Genomic DNA, 17,951 nt, shown 5'->3' with positions numbered 1-17,951 from the left:
CGCCCGCCCTGCTTTTCGGCCTCTTACGCGGGTTTGGCGGTCGCCATGGCGCGCTCGGTCTCCCAGAAGGCGCGCAGCGCGAGGATCTTCCCGTCCGCGTCGACCTTGTAGGTGAACACGCCCTCGGCGTCGATGACATTCCCGCCGACGGTGGAGCGAATGCGGCCGGTGAAGGCGACCTCCGCACCACAGGCGAAGGAATCGTCGAAGAGGAACTCGATCGAGTCCGTCATGGCGATCGCCTTGTCCCAGAACGCCGCGATGGCCGCGGTCCCGCGATGCCCCTTGCCGTCCGGATCGAAGAAGGACGGGCCCACCGGATCCTCGACAATGCCGTCCGCCGCGAACAGCGACACCCAGGTGTCCTTGTCCCGCGCGCGCACCGCGGACTGCGAGGCGAAGGCGGCCACCCGCGCCGGATGATCGGTTCCGGTCGTCGTCCCGGTCTCGGTTGTCATGGCTGCTCGCTTCCTACGACCCACATCGAGAAGTACTGCGACCCACCGCCGTACGCGTGGCCGAAGGCCTTGCGCGCACCCGCGACCTGATAGTCGCCGGCCCGGTCCATGACCTGCTTGGCGGATTCGGCGAACCGGATCAGGCCCGACGCGCCGATCGGATTGGAGGACAGCACGCCGCCGGAGGGATTGACCGGCAGCTTGCCGCCGAGGGCGGTGTCACCGGAGTCGGTGAGCTTCCAGCCCTCGCCCTCGGGCATGAAGCCCAAGTTCTCCAGCCACATGGGCTCGAACCACGAGAAGGGCACATAGATCTCGGCCGCGTCGATCTCCTCGAGCGGATTGGTGATCCCGGCCTGCCGCCACAGCGCGCGGGCGGCCTCCTGTCCCGCCAGGGGATTCACCTGATCGCGCCCGGAGTAGGCGAGCGGTTCGGTGCGCATGGCGGTGCCGTGCACCCACGCCACCTTGCGCCCCCGGGCCTCCAACGCCTTGGCCGAGGCCTCGTCGCCGATGACCATGGCGCAGGCGCCGTCCGAGGACGGGCAGGTCTCGTCGAAACGAATGGGGTCCCACAGCATTTGCGAGGCCATCACCGATTCCATGGTGATGTCGGCCTGCTTGAGATGCGCGAGCGGATTCCGCGCGCCATTGCGGCGATCCTTCACCGCCACCATGGCGCCGATGTGCAGCGGGGCATTGGCGCGGCGGATGTAGGCGCGCACGTGCGGGGCGAAGTAGCCGCCCGCGCCCGCGCCGACCGGTTTGGTGAAGGGCACCGGATTCGACAGCGCCCACATGGCATTGGATTCCGACTGCTTCTCCCAGGCGACGGCCAGCACCTTGCCGTACACGCCGGCCTGCACATGGTTGGCGGCCACGATGCCGGTGGAGCCGCCGACCGAACCGGCGGTGTGCACGCGCAGCAGCGGTTTACCGGTCGCGCCCAGGGCGTCGGCCATGAACAGCTCCGGCATCATGGCGCCCTCGAAGAAGTCGGGTGCCTTGCCGACCACGACGGCGTCGATATCGGCCATGGTGAGCTCGGCGTCGGCGAGCGCGCGATCGATGGCCTCGCGGCACATGCCCGGCATGGACACGTCCGACCGCTTGGTCACATGGTGGGTCTGGCCGGTGCCGAGGACAGCTGCGGGGTGAGTCATCGTGCCTCCAGGGTGGCGACCAGGTTCTGCTGCAACGCCGGACCGCTACTGGCATGGGCCAGTGCGCGATTCGCGGTGCCATTGATGATTTCGGTGGCGGCGAAGCCGATGCGCTCCAGGCCCGCCGCGAACATGGGATTGCCCGCCAGCGGTCCGCCGGAGGGGTTGATGCGGGTCGAGCCGTTCAGCCCGATCGCCTCCTTGAGAATGATCTCCTCATGGCTGAACTGGGCATTCAGCTCGGCGACATCGAATCCGCCCGCATCGCCGCCGAGGACGGCGCGCGCCGCCTTGGCGGTGGACGCCGACACGGTCAGATCGCGCGCGCCCAGCATCGGGGTGTCGATGTAGTGCGCCATCCCGGTCAGCCACGCGGGCCGCTCGCACAGCTCGCGCGCCCGATCGCCCACCGCGAGCACGATGGCGGCCGCGCCATCGGTAATGGGCGCGATGTCATGGGCGCGGAACGGATCGGCCACATACGGTGCGGCCAGCAGCTTGTCGATATCGGTCTCGGTGCGCGCGGTGGCGGCGCCCGCCCCATTGGCGGCGGCGTTCGCGGCGACCGCGGCCATGTCCCGCTCGGTCCAGCGCCCTGCGGACAGGCCCGCTCGGGCCTGCAATCCGGCCATGGACACCGCGTCCGGCCCCAGCGGCGCGACCAGGTACGGATCGGTCTGCAGGGTGAGAATCTGCCGCAGCGTACCCGCCGAAGCCTTGCCGAAGCCGTACACCAGCGCCGTCTTCGCTTGTCCGGAACGCAGTTTCACCCACGCCTCGTACAGCGCCCAGGCCGCGTCCATCTCCACGTGGGATTCGTTGATGGGCGGCACCGCGCCGATGGAGTCGATGGCGGAGATGAACGAGAAGGCGCGCCCGGCAAGGTAATCCGAGGAGCCGGAGCACCAGAAATCGATATCGGCGGTCTCGATGCCGAGCTTCGCGTACAGCTCCGTGAAGCAGGGCTGCAGCATTTCCACGCCATTGGTGGTGCCGAAGGTCTCCGGCACATGCGGGGCGTGGGCGAACCCCACCACCGCGATGTCACTTGCTGTGTTGCTCAAGGTGTTTCAGCGCCTCTCTACAGGTGGTGCGCGAAGGACTCGTACGCGGCGTCGGGTTCGCCGGTGGGTTCGAAGTGCAGGATGTTGTCCAGCCCGTAATCCCATTCCTCGCGCGGCTTCCACACCGCCTTGACCCGCATGCCCATGCGCACGTCGCTGGCCTCCAGGCCCAGCACCAGGTGCAGGAACGGAATATCGGCCCCGTCCAGCAGGATGTAGGCGGCCACATACGGCGGCTTGATGCGCTGGCCCTGGAACGGCACGTTCACGATGCAGAAGGTGGTGACGATGCCGGTGTCGGGCAGCTCCACGTAATCCTCGGTGGGCGCGCCCGTGCGCGGATCGGCGCCGCGCGGCGGGAAGTACACCTTGCCGTCATTGCCCGCGCGCGCACCGAGCAGGCGGCCCTCGACCAGGGCCTTCAGGAATTCGGTCTCCTGCGGGGCGGCGGTGTGCTTGAAGCTCAGGTCGATCGGGGTGACGATGCCGGTGATGGGCTCGCCCTCCGGCTCGGTCGCGGAAGGGCTTGCGGGGACCGCGGTCTCGCCCGGCTCGAAGCAGGCGATGTCGTGAATGGAGCCGCCGCGCTCGCCGGCCCAGCGCGCCCGCACCCGCATGCCGGTGCTCATCTCCTCGGGCGCGGCGACGTCCACGGCGTGCAGCAGTGCGGTGTCGGCCCCGTCCAGGTCGATGAGGGCGTAGGCGAAGGGCCGGTCGAAGGGCTGGCCCGGCAGCGGTTCGGCCACCCAGCTCCAGCTGCGCACGGTGCCCACATCGGCCACGTCGACGAATTCGGTCAGCGGTTCCGCCGTGATCGGATCGAATTCCGCGGGCGGCACGATCACGCGCCCATCGGAACCCCGCACCCCGACGATCCGCCCGGCACGCAGCCCGGTCAGGAAGCGTCCGATGGTCGGGCCGGTGGAGCGGGTGTAATCGAATGTCATCCGCAGCGGTGCGGCGAGTACTTCGGTGTTCCCCAGAGTCACGAGATCGAGTAGAACAGGTTCTAACAACGGTCGCAAGAGCCCAAGTGGGAAGGGAACCGAACATGCGCTTTGGGTTGCAACTCGGATATTGGGGCGCGCAGCCGCCCGCCAATGCACAGGAATTGGTGATCGCCGCCGAGAATGCCGGATTCGACGCGGTGTTCACCGCCGAGTCCTGGGGTTCGGACGCCTTCACCCCGCTGGCCTGGTGGGGCGCGCGCACCGACCGGGTGCGCCTGGGCACCTCCGTGGTGCAACTCTCGGCGCGCACGCCCACCGCCACCGCCATGGCCGCACTCAGCCTCGACCACCTCAGCGGCGGCCGGGCCATCCTCGGCCTCGGCGTCTCGGGCCCGCAGGTGGTGGAGGGCTGGTACGGCCAGCCCTTCGCCAAGCCGCTGGCTCGCACCCGCGAGTACGTCGACATCATCCGGCAGGTGCTGGCCCGCGAGGGCAAGGTGACCAGCGCGGGGCCGCATTATCCGCTGCCCTACAACCGATCCGACGCCAGCGGGCTGGGCAAGCCGCTCAAGCCCATCACCCATCCGCTGCGCGCGGACCTGCCCATCTGGCTGGGCGCGGAGGGCCCGAAGAACGTGGCGCTGACCGCCGAGATCGCCGACGGCTGGCTGGCCATCTACTACACGCCGCGGCTGGCGGACATGTACAACGCTTGGCTGGACGAGGGTTTCGCGCGCCCGGGTGCGCGCCGCTCCCGCGCCGACTTCGAAATCGCCGCCACCGCACAGGTCATCCTCACCGACGACCCCCAGGCGGAAATCGATCGCCTGCGTCCGATCATGGCCCTGTACATCGGCGGCATGGGCGCGGAGGAGCTCAACTTCCACGCGCAGGTCTACCGCCGCATGGGCTACGGCGAGCAGGTCGACGAGATCACCCGGCTCTTCCGCGCGGGCAAGAAGGACGAGGCGGCGGCCGCGGTGCCCGATGAGCTGATTCTGGACACGATGATCATCGGCGACGAGGCGCATGTGCGTCAGCAGTTGCGGGTATGGGAAAAGGCCGGCGTGACAATGCTGCTCGTCGGCGTCCGGGATCTCGCCCAAATGGAACGGTTGCAGCCGCTCGTTCAGCCATAGAACGCGTTTCAAATCCGCATTCGGGCTGGCGATTGGTCATCTGACCGCATAGTCTGTGACGGGGGACACATCGCCCGCTCGATCGGTGCGGAATCCGGTCTCGAAATCCAACCTTGCGGCGAGCAAGAACACGTTCTATTTTCATCCTGTGAGCTACAACATAGCGGACCTCGTCGAGCACACCATCGACCTCATGCCGGAACGTGTCGCGCTGGCCGATGACACTCGTTCGGTGACCTACGCCGAGTTGGAGGACCGAGCCAATCGGCTCGCACACTACCTGCAGGAACAGGGGGTGCGGCCGGGCGACAAGGTCGGCGTCTACTCGCGCAACACCATCGAGGCCGTGGAAGCCATGGTGGCCATCTTCAAGGCCCGGGCAGTCATGATCAACGTGAACTACCGGTACGTCGAGAACGAGTTGCAATACATCTTCACGAACTCGGATATGGTCGCGCTCATCCACGAGCGCCGCTACAGCGACAAGGTGGCCAATGTGCTGCCCAATGTGGCCGCCATCGGATCGGTCATCACCGTCGAGGACGGCACCGATCTCGCGCTGCCCCCGAATGCGGTGGAATACGAAGCCGCGCTTGCCGGCTCGCACGGCGAACGGGATTTCGAGGAGCGCTCCTCCGACGACATCATGATGATCTACACCGGCGGCACCACCGGCCTGCCCAAGGGCGTGATGTGGCGGCAGGAGGACTGGTGGCGCGTCCTCGGCGGCGGCATCAACTTCTACACCGGCGAATTCATCCAGGACGAGTGGGAGCAGTCCAAGGGCGGCGCCAGCGGCACCACGGCCATGGTGCGCTACCCGATCCCGCCGCTGATCCACGGCGGCTCGTTCACCGCGACCCTGCACAGCCTGTTCGACGGCGGCAAGGCCGTCATGCTGCCGGAGTTCAGCGGCCACGGCGTGTGGCAGGCCATCGAGCGGCACGGCGTGAACATGATCTTCATTACCGGCGATGCCATGGCCCGGCCCATGCTCGACGCGCTGCGCGAGGGCAATCCGGAAACCGGTGCGCCGTACCAGCATTCGAGCCTGTGGGTGCTGGCCAGCAGTGCGGCGCTGTTCTCGCCGGCGCTGAAGGACGAGTTCATCGAGAAGTTCCCGAACGCGCTCATCACCGATTCCATCGGCTCCTCGGAGACCGGCTTCGGCGGGCTGGCCGTGGCGACCAAGGGCGCCACCCACACCGGCGGACCGCGCGTCAAGATCGACGGCTCCACCAAGGTGCTCGACGAGAACGGCAATGAGGTGGTGCCCGGCTCCGGACAGGTCGGCCTGCTCGCCCGCACCGGCAACATCCCGCTCGGCTACTACAACGACCCGGTCAAGTCCGCGGAAACGTTCAAGGAGTTCAACGGGATTCGCTACTCCATTCCCGGCGACTACGCCCGCGTGGAGGAGGACGGCACCGTCACCATGCTCGGCCGCGGATCGGTGTCCATCAACTCCGGCGGCGAGAAGATCTACCCCGAGGAGGTCGAGGGCGCGCTCAAGGCGCATCCCGATGTCTTCGACGCCCTCGTGGTCGGCGTGCCCGACGAGCGCTGGGGACAGCGCGTGGTCGCGGTCGTGCACTGCCGCGGCGACAAGCGGCCCACCCTGGAAGAGCTGCGCCCCACGCTGACTCAGGAGATCTCCTCCTACAAGATGCCGCGCAGCCTCTGGTACGTGGACGAGATCAAGCGGTCCCCCGCCGGCAAGCCCGACTACAAGTGGGCCAAGGCGCAGACCGAGGCGCGCGAGGCCGACCACCACGCGCAGGCGCCGACGACCAAATAGGTCCGCGGCGTACCGATGCGGCCCGTGCCCGCCCGCGGATGCAGGCGGGCACGATGCTGATCGGGAAGCCGTGGTGAGGCAGGTGCGCACAGCTGTTTCAGGAGTGGCGAGAATGGCGCAATCGAGCGGTGTTTCTTGTCGGTGCCCTGTGCAAGAGTGTCAGTCATGAGCAAGCCAGCAGGGCCGTCCGGCACCATCACGGACGAGGTATTGCAATCGTTCGAGGGGCACCGGCGCGAGCTGTGCGCATACGCGTACCGCATGCTCGGCTCATCCTTCGAAGCCGAGGACGCGGTGCAGGAGGCCTTCACCCGGGCGTGGAAGTCCTATGACGCGTTCGAAGGCCGCTCCAGTCTGCGCTCCTGGCTCTACAAGATCACCACCAATGTCTGCCTGGACATGCTCGACGGTCCGCAGCGCCGCGCCCGGCCCATGGACCTCTCCGGTCCCTCCACCCCCGATTCGCCGCTCCCCATGCCGGAGCCGGATTACGTCTGGGTGGAACCGATTCCGAATGCCCTGGCCTTCGGCGCGGACCCGGCCGAGGCCGCCAGCGCCAAGGACACGCTGCGGCTGGCCTTCGTGGCCGCGGTCCAGCATCTGCCCGCCACCCAGCGCGCGATCCTGATCATGCGCGAGGTGCTGCGCTTCTCGGCCAGCGAGACCGCGGACATGCTCAATGTCTCGCCCGCCTCGGTGAACAGCGCCCTGCAGCGCGCCCGCGCCACCATGTCCAAGGTGAACGAGGTGGCCACGCCCTCGGATGTCTTCGACGAATCCAATGAGCAGCAGCGCAAGCTCATCGACGATTTCGTCAAGGCGTTCGAGTCCTACGATATGGAAGCCCTGACCGAGCTGCTCAAAGCCGATGTGGCGCTGTCCATGCCGCCCATCCCGCTCTGGGTCTCCGGCCCGCAGAACGTGGCCGCGTTCATGCTCGGCACCGGCCATGCCTGCCGCAATTCGCGGATGGTGCCGGTCGGCGCCAACGGTATGCCCGCCTTCGCGCACTACAAGCCGAGCGCGGATCAGCCCGGCGTCTGGGTGCCGTGGTCGATCACCATGCTCGAGATCGACGGCGATCGGGTCGCGGGTCTCAACTTCTTCCTCGATACCGATAAGCTCTTCCCGCTCTTCGGTCTTCCGATGGAGTACCGGGAGAACTAAAGGGACCTTGTCGCCGGGCACGGTGGAGCGCCGGGGTGGTCCGGTGCAGTCCGGCGACATGCGCGAACGGCCCACGGGTGAAAACCCGTGGGCCGTTTCTCATTCCGGATGAGGGAAGGGGGTGGGGGGCTAAGCCCCCAGACCCCCTTAGTGGGCTGCGCCCACACCCCGTGGCGTGGTGCGCTCACACCCGTGGCGTAGTGCGCTCACACCCGTGGCGTGGTGCGCTCACACCCGTGGCGTAGTGCGCTCACACCCGTGGCGTGGTGCGCTCACACCCGTGGCGTGGTGCGGTCAGACCCGTGGCGTGGTGCGGTCAGACCCGTGGCGTGGTGCGCCGCGCCCCGTGGCGTGGTGTGCTGCGCCCTGAGCGTCAGTGCGCGACCGGGCAGCCGCCGCCACCGGTCTTGTAGTCGACCTGGAATTCCTTGACGCCGTTCAGCCAACCGGAGCGCAGGCGTTTCGGGTCGCCGAGTTTGGTGATGTCGGGCATGTGGTCGGCGATGGCGTTGAAGATGATCTCGATTTCCAGGCGGGCCAGGTTGGCGCCGATGCAGTAGTGGGCGCCGGTGCCGCCGAAGGAGAGGTGGGGGTTGGGGTCGCGCAGGATATCGAAGGTGAAGGGGTCGTCGAAGACGTCTTCGTCGAAGTTGGCGGAGCGGTAGGAGAGCAGGACGCGCTGGCCCTTCTTGATATTCGCGCCGCCGAGTTCGACATCCTCGAGCGCGGTGCGCTGGAAGGTGCTGACCGGGGTGGCCCAGCGGATGATCTCGTCGGCGGCGGTCCTGGGGCGCTGAGCCTTGAAAAGCTCCCACTGGTCCGGGTTTTCGAGGAAGGCGGCCATGCCGTGGGTGGTGGCATTGCGGGTGGTCTCATTGCCGGCCACGGCCAGCATCATGACGAAGAAGCCGAATTCCTCGGGCAGCAGCGCCTCGCCGTCCATATCGGCGTTGATGAGCTCGGTGACGATATCGTCGGCCGGGCAGGCCCGGCGCGCCTCGGCCATCTGGTAGGAGTAGCCCAGGATCTCGGTGGAGGCGACCACCGGATCGGCGTCGCTGTCCGGATCGTCGTAGCTGGTCATCTCATTCGACCATTTGAAGAGCTTGAACCGGTCCTCCTGGGGCACGCCGATCAGTTCGGCGATGGCCTGCAGCGGCAGTTCGGCCGCCACCTGCTCCACGAAGTCCCCGGTCCCGGCGGCCGCCGCCGCTTGCACGATGGCCTCGGCGCGCGCGGTCAGCTCGGCGCGCAGGCCATTGATGACGCGCGGGGTGAAGCCCTTGGAGATGATCTTCCGCAGTTTGGTGTGCTCGGGCGCGTCCTTGTTCAGCAGGACGAAGCGCTGCAGTTCGATCTGCTCGCGGGTGATGTCGTCGTTGAAGCGGGGGATGGCGGTGTTCTCGTAGGTGGAGAACACATCATCGCGCCGCGAGACCGTCTTGACGTCGGCATGCTTGCTGACCACCCAGAAACCGTCGTCGTGGAAACCGCCGGTCTCCGGGGACTTGGGGTTCCACCAGACGGGGGCGGCCTTGCGCAGTTCGGCGAGTTCCTCGACGGGCACGCGCTGCGCCCACATCTCCGGGTCGGTGAGATCGAAGCCGTCCGGCACGTTCGGGCGTGTGTGCGTCTCCACCACCAGCTGTCTCCTTTGACTAACTGAAACCTGTTCTACCGTTATTGAAGCATGGGTGGTAAACCAAAAGAAGGGGTAATGGAAAACGCTGTTAACTAACGTTGACCACCCGCAGAGAACCTGTTGCAGTTCTGCACCGGAAGGAAAGAAATGGGTACACCCGTCATCGTCGAGGCCGCGCGCACCCCCATCGGAAAGCGCAATGGCTGGCTGGCCGGGCTGCACGCCGCGGAGATCCTCGGCGCCGCGCAGAAGGGTGTGCTCGAGCGCGCGCACCTGGACCCGGCGCTGGTCGAGCAGGTGGTCGGCGGCTGCGTCATGCAGGTGGGCGAGCAGTCCAACAATGTCACCCGCACCGCGTGGCTGCATGCCGGGCTGCCCTGGCAGACCGGTGCGGTCACCATCGACAATCAGTGCGGTTCCGCGCAGCAGGCCGCGGGCATGGTGGCCGGCCTCATCGCCACCGGCGCCATCGACATCGGCCTCGCGTGCGGCATCGAGTCCATGTCCCATGTTCCGTTGGGCGCCAACGTCGGAACGCACGCCGGGCCGAGGCGGCCCGCCTCGTGGAATATCGACATGCCCAACCAATTCGAGGCCGCGGAGCGAATTGCCAAGCGGCGCGGCATTTCTCGCGACGATGTCGAGGAATTGGGCGTGCGCTCGCAGCGACTGGCGGCACAGGCGTGGGCCGAGGGCCGTTTCGATCGCGAGGTACTGGTCCTGAAGGACGCACCGCAGGTGGACAAGGAAGGCAATCTCACCGGCGAGACCCTGGACGTCGCCGAGGACCAGGGCCTGCGCGAGACCACCAAAGAGGGCCTGGCCAAACTGAAGCCGGTGCTCGAGGGCGGCATCCACACCGCCGGCACCTCCTCGCAGGTCTCCGACGGCGCGGCCGCGGTGCTGCTGATGGACGAAAAGGCCGCCGAGCGTGCGGGTTTGCGGCCGCGGGCGCGCATCGTCTCGCAGTGCCTGGTGGGCTCGGAGCCGGAATTCCACCTGGACGGCCCGGTGCAGGCCTGCCAGCGGCTGCTCGATCGCAGCGGCATGAGCATGTCCGACATCGATTTGTTCGAGATCAACGAGGCCTTCGCCTCGGTGGTGCTGTCCTGGGCCTCGGTGCACAAGCCGGACTTCGATCGCGTGAATGTGAACGGCGGTGCAATTGCGCTCGGTCATCCGGTGGGCAGCACCGGATCTCGGCTCATCACCACGGCGCTGCACGAGTTGGAACGGTCCGGAAAGAGCACCGCGATGATCCTGATGTGCTGCGGTGGCGCACTTGCGACAGGCACCATCATCGAGCGGATCTAGTCAATACCAATCAATTTGGGCCATGGTTGAACGTTCATCCCACGTGCCACGAAACGTGGCGTACGCCACACAAACTCCGGTACAGACAAGAAGATGAGACGTCAGCTATCTTAGGGCTACCGGTGGCCCGTCGGAGAAGACCCTCGCGACGGGCCAGAACCGGGGCTCTTAAGCGGCTCGCAAGAACCGTGGGGTTGGCCCGCAAACACCCAAGCCACGGCCGGTTCCCCGGATCACCGCCTAGAAGCTTCAAGGAAATCGCGAATCAGGCGTAGGTTTTCAGTTACTGAGCCGCTAATATCAATGATACGTATCCGAGATAACGACTGTTAGTACAGCGAAGGGAATTGGGCGGCTCACAATGGCTGATTTCGCGGCGCGGCTGAACAAGCTGTTCGAAACCGTGCATCCCCCGGGGCGTAAGCCGCACACGAACGCAGAGGTGGCGGCTGCCTTGACGGCGTCCGGCCATCCGATCTCGAAACCGTATCTGTCGCAGTTGCGGTCGGGACAGCGGACCAACCCGTCTGATGAGACGGTGGCCGCGCTGGCAAAGTTCTTCAAGGTAAAACCGGACTACTTCTTCAACGACATCTACGCTGCCAAGATCGATCACGATCTAGAGCTGCTGTCCCAGCTGCAGGGCTACGGACTGCGTCGGCTGTCGAGTAGGGCGTTCGACCTCTCCGAAGAATCTCAGAACCTCCTCACCTCCATGGCGGAGAAGTTGCGGGCCTCCGAAGGGCTGCCCGAAATTCCTCCGGACGGCACGGAATAGGCCCCGTCTCAAGGCAACACAGTGCGGCTGGCTCGGAGGCCGCACTGTGTTGGTTTGTAACAGGACTGCTCCCGCCGTAGTGGCGGTGGCGATCGGACGGAGGGACGCTGCTTGCAGGGCGGCGTCGCTCCTCCGCTGAGCCATTCGGATCGGCCGAAGACTGTTGTACCGGTCTCAGGACACTGAGGCCATGTGGCGTAGAACGCTGCGCCTGGTGCATTATGCACAATCCTGGCATAAACACGCTCGGGTCATACCGAGTTATCCGACCAGTTGTTTTGTGCAGTATGTCGAATTGCGCGTTGTGAGTGTTTCGCCCCCAATGCACGAAGTACGACAAACGAACCCCTGTGCTGTGCACAGGGGTTCGTTTCAGTGGATAGAACGTTCGATTCAGCGGCTACCGCTGGGAGTGCGACTCTCGCTACTCGCCGTGAATGCGCGCGCAATGGCATGCACCCAGCGGCGCGGCCCGACGCCCGGCGGCGGAGCAATCCAGCGACCGTCGATCAATACGTCCCCGAACGGATTCCGCGCCCACTCCGCGACCCGCGCCGCGCGCTCGGCTATCGCCTCGGGCGGCGCGCCCGCCGCAGCCAGCTCCACGCCGCCGCCGGACTGCAGATAGAGCGCGTCCATGATCTGGGCGACCTGATCGGAGGCCTTCAACTGGGTGGTGGACCCGGTCTGATCCTTGGCCACCACCTCCGGGAAGCGCCCGATCAGCACCCGGTGCAGCGGCCGAATGTCCTTGAGCAGCCTGCGCGCTCGCACCCACAGCTCGATCACGATCCACACCGCGCCAATGGCGATGAGCAGGCTCGCCGCCTGCCAGGCAGGCCAGAACCAATCGCCGTCGCCCGGCTCGGCCATGGGCTGATTCTGGAAATTGCGCCGCACCGACAGGCCCGCCAGCACGCCGACCAGCAGAGTTCCGGTGGTGTACAGGGCGATACCGCGCCCCAGCGTGGTCCAGTCCAGATTGCGCACGCCGGTGATCACGATGAACACGCACTCCAGCAGCACGATCATCCAGCCGAAGGTGACCGACCACATGAGCGTGAGCACCATGGCGATGAGACCGCCCGCATACATCATCCAGGCGATCTGACGCAGATTGCGGCGCGACACCACCGGCCAGGCGGCGGCCGCGACCACGGCCGTGGCGGTCGCGAAGAGGATCCAGGCGGCGGTGGTGGCCCGGTCGGACAGCCACATGCCGCGTAAGCCGGCCGGCAGGATATGGTCCACCGCCACACCGATATCCGGCACGGCGACGGTGACCGTGAGGGCGACCGCGGCCACCGCGACGACAATGGCCACGCGCGCGGTGGTGGCCGGCTTCACCAGCACCCGGCCCACCCGGGCGCCGGCTGCCATCCAGACCAGCATGGCCGTCAACCAGAAGGTCATCCGAGTGCCTCATCGAATCGAAGGACCGAGACGCCTGCGCCCCGGGTGTTGAACACGCGCAACCGGGTCATGAGCATGCTGGCGAAGGTCTCCGCCTCCCACTCGCACTGCTCGTCCTCGCCCAGATCGACGATCTTCTGATGGGCGCGCTGGCTGAGCATGTAGGCGATGAGATCGTCGCTGGCCTCCAGCACCACCTCGGTCGCCGCCTCGCCCGGATGGTCGAAGACGATGTGCCCGAGCTCGTGCGCGAGGGTGTGGTCGCGGCTGGGCAGGGCCTGGGCCAGCACGATCACATCCTTGTCCGGGTAGCTGCGGCGCTGACCGCACACGCCCGGACCCAGTTGCGCACTGGCGATTTCGATGGGCCGGCGCCGCTCCGCCGAGATGGCGGCGACGACCTCGTCCAGGGTGGTGGCGTCGAAATCGGCGGCCACCGCGCACACGGCGTCCACCGCGGCCGCCACCCTGCGGTAGGACCCGATGCTATGCGCCTTGCTCTCCGTCATCGCGGTCCCCTCACAGCCTCGGTCCGAAGAACGCGGCCCGGGCGGCATCGATCCGGCCCTGCGCCGCCGACGCGCTCTGGAAGCTCACCGCGCCCGAACCGGTGCCGGCCAGAGTGAGCGCGATCAGGCCGCCCACCACCGACAGCAGTTTCAGCGGCGGCAGCGGACTCTTGGCCGAGGTCGGCGTCACGTCCGGATCCGGTTGCGCGAGAACGGGAGCCGGCGCCGGAGCGGGCGGCGGTGGCGGCGCGGGCGCCGGTTCCGGCGCGGGCGGGGCCGGCGCGACCACCGGGGCGACGACGGCGGGAGCGGGTGCGCTCGGGGGCTGCGGGATCTCCAGCGGGATCGGCGGCGGCGCCGGCGCGGGCGGGCTCGGCAGCGGGATCAGCAGGAGCAGCAGCGGGGAGGCGCAGAGCGCGGCGGACCCGGTGGCCGCGGAACCGACCGCGGCCGAACCCGTCGCGGCCGAACCGGTCAGCGCGGAACCCGTTGCGGCCGAACCGGCTCCGGCGGAGCCGACCGCGGCCGAACCGACACCGGTCGAACCGGTCGCGGCCGAACCGACTCCGGACGAGCCGCCCGCCGAACCGGCGCCCGCCGAACCACCGGCGGAACCCACGGCGGCGGAACCGATTCCGGCGGAGCCGACGGCGGCCGAGCCGGTGCAGAAGGCGGCGATTCCGGCGGAGCCCACGGCGGCCGAGCCGACCGCGGCCGAACCCGTTGCCGCGGATCCGGTTCCGAACAGCAGGCCCAGCAGCGCCGAACCGGTGCCGACACCGGCCGAACCCACGCCGAGCGAACCGAGACCGAGGGCGGAGCCGGCGCCGAGGCCGGCCGAACCCACTGCCGCCGAACCGGTTCCGAGCGCCGCGGAGCCCGTGGCCAGACCGGCCGAGCCGGTGCCGACGGCCGCCGAACCCAGGCCCGCGCCCGCGGACCCGACGGCGGCCGAACCGGTGCCCAGCACGCCGGAGCCGGTACCGCCGAGGATGGTGCCCAGACCGGCGGACCCCACGCCCGCCGAGCCGACGCCCGCGGAACCCACCGCGGCCGAACCGGTGCCGACACCCAGGATGGCGGCCACCAGATCCTCGGGCCCGGCAACGGGATTCACCGGGACCGGCGCGCCGACCTCTTGCTGCTGGGGCAGGCTGGTGCCCGGATCGTCCGGCGCGGGCTCGAGCGGGAGGCCCGGCTGCGCACCGGCGCTCCCTGGCCCGAGCAGGGCCGAGCCGGTGACAGCTGCGATCACTGCCACCAGGCGCAATGCGCGACCAACGATCATGCGCCAGCCATCCCCTCATCGATACTGCGCAGTCGGCTTTTGCTCCCGCAGCGGGTAGGGAAGAGCTCCCCGATCGATACGGGAATCCCAACCCGCATCAGGCGGGGTGAGACAGTTTCACACAATGCCCGGTCGCCCCGATTGCCGGAACTTTGCGGAACGCGGTCATCGTACCGGTCACCATGTGACCCCACACAAGTTCTGGCGGCATTAGGGGGGCTCACAAACCGTACGCCTGCGCCCTCCCCGACATGCCCAATATCAACAAGCGGCACAGGCCAATTGGCCGCCTTCGCAACCTCAGACCCCTACACCAGCCCCATCTGTCACGTGTTTTGCCGCAAGTGCCCCATGCTCGTTCGGTCAATTCGGATGAAACGGACAACCCGATACCTGCCGACAGGAATCACATCCCACTCCGAAAGTGGCCAGCATCACAGGCTTCACAAGCGTCTCCAGACGCTTGCTGCCCGCCGATTCCGGCGCACCGGCACACCGGCGGCGACCCAAAACCGATAGCCGTGGCCGAAAACAGGCCACGTCGCGGGCAAGAAAAATCGCCGGCGTCCCACTCCGGGACGCCGGCGACGAAAGCTCGTGGCGCGGCTGGGAAATCAGGCGCCGTACACCGGCTCCGGCACGGTGGCCTTGGCGAGCAGATCGCGCACCACCGGACCGAGCTCGGCCGGCTCCCAGCGCGCACCGCGATCGATGGAGACGCCGTGCCGCCAGCCGTCGGCCACGGTCACCTTGCCGCCCTCCACCTCGAACATGCGGCCGGTGACGCCGGCGGAATCGGCGCTGCCCAGCCACACCACCAGCGGGGACACATTCTCCGGAGCCATGGCGTCGAAGCCCTGCTCCGGGGCGGCCATGGTGTCGGCGAAGACGGTCTCGGTCATGCGGGTGCGCGCGGCCGGGGCGATGGCATTGACGGTGATGCCGTAGCGCGCGAATTCCGCTGCCGCCGTGATGGTCAGGCCCGCGATGCCCGCCTTGGCGGCCGAGTAGTTGCCCTGGCCCACCGAACCCAGCAGGCCCGCACCGGAACTGGTGTTGATGATCCGGGCCTCGGGCTGCCGGCCGGCCTTGGATTCATTGCGCCAGTACTCCGCGGCGTGCCGCATGGGGGCGAAGTGACCCTTCAGGTGCACCTTGATGACGGCGTCCCACTCGTCCTCGCCGAGATTGACCAGCATCCGGTCACGAACGATTCCCGCATTGTTCACCAGGATGTCGAGCCGGCCGAAAGTCTCGACGGCGGTGGCGATCATGCGGCGGGCGCCCTCCCAGTCGGAGACGTCGTCGCCGTTCACGACGGCCTCGCCGCCGGCGGCGCGAATCTCCTCGGCCACCTGGGCGGCCGGGGACTCCGGGCTGGGCGCGCCATCCAACTCGGCGCCCAGATCGTTCACCACGACCTTGGCGCCCGCGGCGGCGAAGGCGAGCGCGTGCGCGCGGCCGATACCGCGACCGGCGCCGGTCACGATGACCACGCGGCCTTCGCAGATCTTGTTGTCGGTCATATCGATTACCTCGCTGGAGTGAAAGAAGGGAAGTTGGGGACTACGCCCCCAACGCCCCCCGGGAGGGAGAAGGGCCCTGCGGCCAGCTGGAACGTCGGCACCTCCGGAAGGGAGGAGCGTCTAGTGGCCGGCGGGGACGTCGGCGGTGGATGCTTCGAGGAAGGCCGGCTTCTCGCCGCCGCCGTGCACCAGCAGCGCGCTGCCGCTGATGTAGGAGGCCAGCGGCGAGGCCAGGAAGGCGGCGGTGTGGCCGATATCCTCGGGCACGGCCATGCGCTGCATCGGCACGGTGCGCGCGACGGCGGCGATGCCCTCCTCGTCGCCGTAGTGCAGGTGCGAGGACTCGGTGTCGACCAGGCCGACGATGACCGAGTTGACCCGCACCTTCGGGGCCCATTCCACGGCCAGGGACGAAACCAGGCTGTCCACACCGGCTTTCGCGGCGCCGTAGGCGGCGGTGCCCGGCGAGGGCCGGTGCCCGGAGACCGAGGAGATCATCACGATCGACCCGCCGGTCTCCTGCTGCTGCATCGCCTCGTTGGCGACCTGTGAAACCAGCAGCGGGGCAAGCAGGTTCAGCTGCACGATCTTGGCATGGAAGTTGGCGCTGGCGTCGGCGGCCAGGGCGAACGGCGCGCCGCCCGCATTGTTGACCACGGTGTCGATCCGCCCGTACTTCGCCACCACGGCGCCGATCAGCTCGCGCACCGAATCCGGGTCGCGCACATCGCACGGCAGGAAGTCGATACCCCGTACGCCGCTCCGCACGGGCACGTCCGCGGGCCGCCGGGCGCAGGCCACCACGGTCGCGCCGGCGTCCAGGAAGACCCGGCTGATACCGGCACCGACCCCGCGCACGCCGCCGGTGACCAGGACGACCGAGCCGGAGAGGTTCACTTCGATTGCCACCGTGCTAACCTACCAAGCACTTGCTTGTTTTGCCAATGATGGCTCCTACAACTCCAAGGACACGCGATGGGGATCAACCGTCACACCGAAACCGAGGGCGTCGACGTCGTCACCGTCGACTACCCGCCGGTCAACGCCCTGCCCTCGGACGGCTGGTTCGCCCTGGCCGACGCCATCCGGGAGGCCGGCCGTAACCCGGAGACCCGGGTCGTGGTGCTGCGTGCGGAGGGGCGGGGATTCAATGCCGGTGTCGACATCAAGGAGATGAACCGGGATACCGGGCACACCGCGCTCATCCGCGCCAATCACGGCTGCTTCGAGGCCTTCGCCGCCGTCTACGACTGCCAGGTTCCGGTCGTCACCGCCGTCAACGGCTTCTGCCTGGGCGGCGGCATCGGGCTGGTCGGCAATTCCGATGTCATCGTGGCCTCCGACGACGCCACCTTCGGACTGCCCGAGGTGGATCGCGGCGCGCTCGGCGCGGCCACCCACCTCGCGCGGCTGGTGCCCCAGCATCTGATGCGGACCATGTTCTACACCGCGGGCACCCTCACCGCGCAGCAGCTGCACCACTACGGGTCGGTGTACAAGGTGGTGCCGCGGGCCGAACTCGACGCCGCCGCAATGGAAGTCGCCAAGAACATCGCCAACAAGGACGGCCGGGTCATCCGCGCCGCCAAGAAGGCGCTCAACGGCATCGACGTGCAGGACGTGCACCGCTCCTACCGGTTCGAGCAGGGCTTCACCATGGAGCTCAACCTGGCGGGCGTGGCGGACGAGATCCGGGCGCGCTTCGACGACGATCTGGCCGCGCAGAAGAAGGGGAAGTAGAA

At 67.8% G+C, this 17,951-nt stretch carries 16 protein-coding genes; 6 read left to right on the top strand and 10 right to left on the bottom strand.

Annotation, left to right across the window (positions count from 1 at the left end; genetic code table 11):
* Positions 1 to 23 precede the first annotated feature (23 nt).
* The 4 genes from ACYQ5L_RS03265 to ACYQ5L_RS03250 are packed head-to-tail and all read right to left on the bottom strand — an operon-like array spanning position 24 to position 3,632.
* On the bottom strand, positions 24 to 458 hold the full coding sequence (locus ACYQ5L_RS03265; RefSeq protein ID WP_459955366.1) for a nuclear transport factor 2 family protein: 435 nt from the start codon (positions 456 to 458) through the stop codon (positions 24 to 26).
* Positions 455 to 1,621, bottom strand: coding sequence for a thiolase domain-containing protein (locus ACYQ5L_RS03260; RefSeq protein ID WP_459955365.1), 1,167 nt, complete (start codon positions 1,619 to 1,621; stop codon positions 455 to 457). Before ACYQ5L_RS03260 ends, ACYQ5L_RS03265 begins: the two co-directional genes overlap by 4 nt.
* On the bottom strand, positions 1,618 to 2,685 hold the full coding sequence (locus ACYQ5L_RS03255) for a thiolase domain-containing protein (RefSeq protein ID WP_459955363.1): 1,068 nt from the start codon (positions 2,683 to 2,685) through the stop codon (positions 1,618 to 1,620). Before ACYQ5L_RS03255 ends, ACYQ5L_RS03260 begins: the two co-directional genes overlap by 4 nt.
* Before the next feature lie 17 nt (positions 2,686 to 2,702).
* Complete coding sequence (locus tag ACYQ5L_RS03250) at positions 2,703 to 3,632, bottom strand: Zn-ribbon domain-containing OB-fold protein (protein ID WP_459963311.1); 930 nt, start codon at positions 3,630 to 3,632, stop codon at positions 2,703 to 2,705.
* A gap of 104 nt (positions 3,633 to 3,736) precedes the next feature.
* On the opposite strand from ACYQ5L_RS03250, the gene ACYQ5L_RS03245 reads away from it, so the two are divergent.
* From ACYQ5L_RS03245 to ACYQ5L_RS03235, 3 genes are all read left to right on the top strand, one after another.
* Complete coding sequence (locus ACYQ5L_RS03245) at positions 3,737 to 4,774, top strand: LLM class F420-dependent oxidoreductase (protein WP_459955362.1); 1,038 nt, start codon at positions 3,737 to 3,739, stop codon at positions 4,772 to 4,774.
* Positions 4,775 to 4,922: 148 nt separating this feature from the next.
* A complete protein-coding gene (locus ACYQ5L_RS03240) occupies positions 4,923 to 6,572 on the top strand; it encodes an acyl-CoA synthetase (RefSeq protein ID WP_459955361.1) in 1,650 nt (549 codons plus the stop codon).
* 165 nt (positions 6,573 to 6,737) lie between these two features.
* Positions 6,738 to 7,739 (top strand): sigma-70 family RNA polymerase sigma factor, encoded by a 1,002-nt coding sequence (locus ACYQ5L_RS03235; RefSeq protein ID WP_459955360.1) that lies wholly within the window; start codon positions 6,738 to 6,740, stop codon positions 7,737 to 7,739.
* Positions 7,740 to 8,112: 373 nt separating this feature from the next.
* Here ACYQ5L_RS03235 and ACYQ5L_RS03230 read toward each other — a convergent pair whose 3' ends face one another.
* Positions 8,113 to 9,321 (bottom strand): cytochrome P450, encoded by a 1,209-nt coding sequence (locus ACYQ5L_RS03230; RefSeq protein ID WP_459963310.1) that lies wholly within the window; start codon positions 9,319 to 9,321, stop codon positions 8,113 to 8,115.
* Positions 9,322 to 9,528: 207 nt separating this feature from the next.
* Between ACYQ5L_RS03230 and ACYQ5L_RS03225 the strand changes: the two genes are divergently transcribed.
* Both ACYQ5L_RS03225 and ACYQ5L_RS03220 read left to right on the top strand, forming a co-directional pair.
* Positions 9,529 to 10,695: a steroid 3-ketoacyl-CoA thiolase gene (locus ACYQ5L_RS03225; protein ID WP_459955358.1), complete on the top strand. Its 1,167-nt coding sequence runs from the start codon at positions 9,529 to 9,531 to the stop codon at positions 10,693 to 10,695.
* Between the two features lie 361 nt (positions 10,696 to 11,056).
* Entirely contained in the window at positions 11,057 to 11,473 is a 417-nt protein-coding gene (locus tag ACYQ5L_RS03220) for a helix-turn-helix domain-containing protein (RefSeq protein WP_011207048.1), read from the top strand.
* A 393-nt stretch (positions 11,474 to 11,866) separates the two neighbouring features.
* On the opposite strand, the gene ACYQ5L_RS03215 is transcribed toward ACYQ5L_RS03220, so the two are convergent.
* The 5 genes from ACYQ5L_RS03215 to ACYQ5L_RS03195 form a co-directional block, all read right to left on the bottom strand.
* Positions 11,867 to 12,886 carry a hypothetical protein gene (locus ACYQ5L_RS03215; protein ID WP_459955355.1) on the bottom strand — a complete coding sequence of 340 codons (1,020 nt, stop codon included), beginning with the start codon at positions 12,884 to 12,886 and terminating at the stop codon, positions 11,867 to 11,869.
* Positions 12,883 to 13,395: an ImmA/IrrE family metallo-endopeptidase gene (locus ACYQ5L_RS03210; protein ID WP_459955353.1), complete on the bottom strand. Its 513-nt coding sequence runs from the start codon at positions 13,393 to 13,395 to the stop codon at positions 12,883 to 12,885. Before ACYQ5L_RS03210 ends, ACYQ5L_RS03215 begins: the two co-directional genes overlap by 4 nt.
* A 10-nt stretch (positions 13,396 to 13,405) precedes the next feature.
* Positions 13,406 to 14,683: a hypothetical protein gene (locus ACYQ5L_RS03205; RefSeq protein ID WP_459955351.1), complete on the bottom strand. Its 1,278-nt coding sequence runs from the start codon at positions 14,681 to 14,683 to the stop codon at positions 13,406 to 13,408.
* A gap of 614 nt (positions 14,684 to 15,297) precedes the next feature.
* The gene (locus ACYQ5L_RS03200; protein WP_459955350.1) at positions 15,298 to 16,209 is read right to left on the bottom strand and encodes an SDR family oxidoreductase; all 912 of its coding nucleotides are present in this window, start codon (positions 16,207 to 16,209) and stop codon (positions 15,298 to 15,300) included.
* 120 nt (positions 16,210 to 16,329) lie between these two features.
* Positions 16,330 to 17,118 carry an SDR family oxidoreductase gene (locus tag ACYQ5L_RS03195; RefSeq protein ID WP_459955348.1) on the bottom strand — a complete coding sequence of 263 codons (789 nt, stop codon included), beginning with the start codon at positions 17,116 to 17,118 and terminating at the stop codon, positions 16,330 to 16,332.
* A 66-nt stretch (positions 17,119 to 17,184) separates the two neighbouring features.
* Between ACYQ5L_RS03195 and ACYQ5L_RS03190 the strand changes: the two genes are divergently transcribed.
* Positions 17,185 to 17,949, top strand: a complete 765-nt coding sequence (locus ACYQ5L_RS03190) for an enoyl-CoA hydratase family protein (RefSeq protein WP_459955346.1) — start codon at positions 17,185 to 17,187, stop codon at positions 17,947 to 17,949.
* Positions 17,950 to 17,951: the final 2 nt, after the last annotated feature.

The sequence above is a fragment of the Nocardia sp. IFM 10818 genome, assembly GCF_054655275.1.
The sequence above is the reverse complement of the archived record's forward strand: the minus strand, read 5'-3'. Positions and strand labels throughout refer to the sequence as shown.

Excerpts from the sequence above, each read along its gene's own strand:
- ACYQ5L_RS03230 (WP_459963310.1), bottom strand. The coding sequence starts at position 9,321 with ATGTGGGCGCAGCGCGTGCCCGTCGAGGAACTCGCCGAACTGCGCAAG.
- ACYQ5L_RS03220 (WP_011207048.1), top strand. The coding sequence starts at position 11,057 with ATGGCTGATTTCGCGGCGCGGCTGAACAAGCTGTTCGAAACCGTGCAT.
- ACYQ5L_RS03210 (WP_459955353.1), bottom strand. The coding sequence starts at position 13,395 with ATGACGGAGAGCAAGGCGCATAGCATCGGGTCCTACCGCAGGGTGGCG.
- ACYQ5L_RS03250 (WP_459963311.1), bottom strand. The coding sequence starts at position 3,632 with ATGACATTCGATTACACCCGCTCCACCGGCCCGACCATCGGACGCTTC.
- ACYQ5L_RS03200 (WP_459955350.1), bottom strand. The coding sequence starts at position 16,209 with ATGACCGACAACAAGATCTGCGAAGGCCGCGTGGTCATCGTGACCGGC.
- ACYQ5L_RS03235 (WP_459955360.1), top strand. The coding sequence starts at position 6,738 with ATGAGCAAGCCAGCAGGGCCGTCCGGCACCATCACGGACGAGGTATTG.
- ACYQ5L_RS03245 (WP_459955362.1), top strand. The coding sequence starts at position 3,737 with ATGCGCTTTGGGTTGCAACTCGGATATTGGGGCGCGCAGCCGCCCGCC.
- ACYQ5L_RS03215 (WP_459955355.1), bottom strand. The coding sequence starts at position 12,886 with ATGACCTTCTGGTTGACGGCCATGCTGGTCTGGATGGCAGCCGGCGCC.
- ACYQ5L_RS03265 (WP_459955366.1), bottom strand. The coding sequence starts at position 458 with ATGACAACCGAGACCGGGACGACGACCGGAACCGATCATCCGGCGCGG.
- ACYQ5L_RS03205 (WP_459955351.1), bottom strand. The coding sequence starts at position 14,683 with ATGATCGTTGGTCGCGCATTGCGCCTGGTGGCAGTGATCGCAGCTGTC.
- ACYQ5L_RS03260 (WP_459955365.1), bottom strand. The coding sequence starts at position 1,621 with ATGACTCACCCCGCAGCTGTCCTCGGCACCGGCCAGACCCACCATGTG.
- ACYQ5L_RS03190 (WP_459955346.1), top strand. The coding sequence starts at position 17,185 with ATGGGGATCAACCGTCACACCGAAACCGAGGGCGTCGACGTCGTCACC.
- ACYQ5L_RS03225 (WP_459955358.1), top strand. The coding sequence starts at position 9,529 with ATGGGTACACCCGTCATCGTCGAGGCCGCGCGCACCCCCATCGGAAAG.